This window comes from Pseudoflavonifractor sp. 60 (assembly GCF_009911645.1).
Classification (GTDB): domain Bacteria; phylum Bacillota; class Clostridia; order Oscillospirales; family Oscillospiraceae; genus Lawsonibacter.
In genome coordinates this window covers 1-3,014 of sequence record NZ_QWKI01000224.1, presented here as the reverse complement: position 1 = coordinate 3,014, position 3,014 = coordinate 1, and the positions used below count along the sequence as shown (strand labels likewise).

The 3,014-nt window shown below is 53.8% G+C and carries 3 protein-coding genes; 2 read left to right on the top strand and 1 reads right to left on the bottom strand.

All coding sequences use genetic code 11. From position 1 onward, the window contains the following. Positions 1-127: 127 nt before the first annotated feature. Positions 128-292 carry a hypothetical protein gene (locus D1646_RS20220; RefSeq protein WP_160638183.1) on the bottom strand — a complete coding sequence of 55 codons (165 nt, stop codon included), beginning with the start codon at positions 290-292 and terminating at the stop codon, positions 128-130. A gap of 173 nt (positions 293-465) precedes the next feature. On the opposite strand from D1646_RS20220, the gene D1646_RS20215 reads away from it, so the two are divergent. Further along, entirely contained in the window at positions 466-1,794 is a 1,329-nt protein-coding gene (locus tag D1646_RS20215) for a VWA-like domain-containing protein (RefSeq protein ID WP_243154268.1), read from the top strand. A 38-nt stretch (positions 1,795-1,832) separates the two neighbouring features. Then, positions 1,833-3,014 (top strand): leucine-rich repeat domain-containing protein (locus D1646_RS20210; RefSeq protein WP_160638182.1); only part of this gene is annotated, 1,182 nt, incomplete at its 3' end.

Here is a 3,014-nt window from a genome sequence, read left to right as displayed (position 1 = left end):
CGCTTGAAAGAACGCAAGGAATTTATGCGTCAGAAACAGCAAATCGTGAACACTCTTTTTGAGCAAGGAAACGCTTAATTTTCTTACACCCCCCGCCGAAAAACTACAAAATTTCTTCGGCGTTTTCTTACAATTTCAAATTGGCGTTGACAACACTGGTCAGGCTCTTGCAGCCCTTGAAGGTCCAATCCCCGATTTCCGTGACGCCCTCCGGGATGGTGACGTCCCCTCCGCGGCCTTTGTACTTCTTCAAAACGCCGTTCTCAATGACAAAATCCTGATTTCCGCTCATACCGCAGTCTCCTTTATATGTAGTATTTGATCGGGAAACGCCGCACCAAAAGAATTTTTTCTACTATACCACATCCAAAACGCAAAAACCATATGCAGCCAGCATGGTTGCACAAATTTTGGCAAAATGGTACACTACATTTAGAATTTATTCACAACAGGAGGAGACCCGTCATGACCCAAGCGGGAACGTTGGCACAAGAGGTGCTGTTGCTGTCCCGGAACACCCTTTTGGTCAACCTGCGGTTTTTGGACGCCGCCCTGAGCCAGTTCGCCCTGACCCCTGCGCCCCTGCCCTTCGCCACCGATGGGCAGAACCTGTACTACGACCCCCGGCACGTCCTGTTGTGCTACCAGGAGGAAAAGGAAGCCAGTGTCCGAAACTATCTCCATCTGGTGATGCACTGTGTCTTCCGGCATATGTACGTCCACACCCTGGTGGACCAGGCGCTGTGGGACCTTTCCTGTGACATCGCGGTGGAGGAGGTCATCAACGGTCTGGGGCTGTCCAGCGCCGCCGCCAAGCGCCAGGAGTATCAGGCGGAAAAGCTGGACAAGCTCCGGAAAGAGGTCAAGCAGCTCACCGCCGAAAAGCTCTACCGCTACTTCCAGGACCACCCGCCCCAAGACCCGGAAAACCTGCGGGAGCTGTTCCGGGGCGACGACCACACGCCCTGGTATCTGCCCCCAAAGGTCACAGCTTCTGTTGGCGGAAACAGCGGGGAAAACGGAAACGGCCCTTCCGGCGAGGGGAACAGCGGCCTCTCCCCTGCCATGGAGCAGATCTGGAAGGACATCTCCACCCGAATGCAGATGGACCTGGAGACCTTCTCCAAGCGCCAGGGCGACCGGGCCGGGGCGCTGACTCAGAACTTGCAGGCCGTCAACCGGGAGCGCTACGACTACACCGCCTTTTTGAAAAAGTTCGCCGTCCGCGGGGAGGTCATGCGGCTGGACCCGGACGAGTTCGACTACGTCTACTACACCTACGGGCTGAAGCTCTACCGGAATATGCCCCTCATCGAGCCCCTGGAGTACCGGGAGGTCAAGCGCATCCGAGAATTTGTGATCGCCATCGACACCTCCGGGTCCACCTCTGGGGATCTGGTGCAGAAATTTGTCCAGAAGACCTATAATGTGCTGAAATCCACCGAGAGCTTTTTCAGCAAAATCAATCTCCACATCCTCCAGTGCGACGCGGACATTCAGGAGGATGTGAAGATCACCAGCCAGGAGGAATTTGACGCATACATAAAAACCATGACCATCAAGGGCCTGGGCGGTACCGACTTCCGGCCCGTGTTCGCCTATGTGGACCGGCTGCGGCGGGGGAAGGAGTTCCAGGACCTGAAGGGGCTGATCTACTTCACCGACGGCTATGGCGACTTCCCGGAGAAAAAGCCGGACTACGATGCCGCCTTCGTCTTTGTGGAGGACGAGTACAACAACCTCAATGTGCCCCCCTGGGCCATCAAGCTGATTTTGCAGAAGGATGAAATTTGATTTTATCAGATTCAAATATGTTTAGGAGGAATTTTACCATGGAAAACAAGCAGGATTTTGCCATTGAGAATGGCGTTTTGACCAAGTACAACGGCCCCGGCGGGGAGGTCACCATCCCGGAGGGCGTCACGGAAATCGGGTATTCTGCCTTCTCTGGCTGCACGAGCCTGAGCAGCGTGACCATCCCGGTGGGCGTCACGGAAATCGGCGAGAATGCGTTTTCGAGTACGGGAATATCTGACATCACAATTCCGTCAACAGTTAGAACGATTGGAGTAGTTGCCTTTTGGGGGTGCAACGAGTTAACCCAGGTGTTCCTTTCAGAAGGTATACAGTCCATCGGAGAGAGTGCGTTCTCCGACTGTACAAAGTTGTCTGCGATTACGATTCCATCCAGCGTAAAAGAATTTGGGAGAATTGCATTCGCAAATTGCTTTAATTTGCGTGAGGTCACCATCCTCTGTTCGCTGAAGACCCTGGATCCTCTTACCTTTATGGACGTTGATGGCGGGGAAGACGGTATCTTTATTTCTCCGATTGAAGCGATTATCGTTGCTCCCTGTATTTCTATTTCCAGTTTTCCTGAAGAAAACAAGCTCAATGCCTGTATTGGATTCGCCCGCTGGTACTGCAAAGGAAGAGAGATTTCCAACGAAATCCTGGCGGATTATCTCAAATACATCAAGGGACAAAAGGAAAAGCTGTATTCTGCAGCAATTGAGCACGAGGAGCTTTTACAATTCATGTTTGCGGAGAATATGCTGGCCCGCAAAGACATCGACCCGCTTCTGGAGGAGTGCGACAAACAGAACAACGTCGCGGCCAAGGCGGCGGTGCTGGACTACGCGGGCAGGAGCCTGGAGCCTGCGGACCCCTTCGCGGAGATGGAGAAGGAGCTTGCCAAAATGGAGCGGCAAGCCAAACGTTTTGAGAAGACGGGTCAACTCCCAGCCAGTGAATTGAAAAAAATCTGGTCCACGAAAAAGCTGGAAGACGGCACGCTGGAAATTACTTCCTACAAAGGTACAGACACCACCGTTTCTGTGCCTGCCGTCATTGGCAAAACGGCGGTAACCGCCATAGGCGAGAAGGCCCTCAGCCCTTTGACCTCCCGCTTGACGCCAGAACAGAAGCGGGTCCGGGAAACCCTGGAAAGCGTGACCATCCCGGAGAGTGTCACGGAAATCGGGTACAGTGCCTTCCGGGGCTGCGCGAACCTG

What these genes read in the sequence shown, in the direction of transcription:
- D1646_RS20220 (WP_160638183.1), bottom strand. Translation starts at nt 292, where the DNA reads ATGAGCGGAAATCAGGATTTTGTCATTGAGAACGGCGTTTTGAAGAAG.
- D1646_RS20215 (WP_243154268.1), top strand. Translation starts at nt 466, where the DNA reads ATGACCCAAGCGGGAACGTTGGCACAAGAGGTGCTGTTGCTGTCCCGG.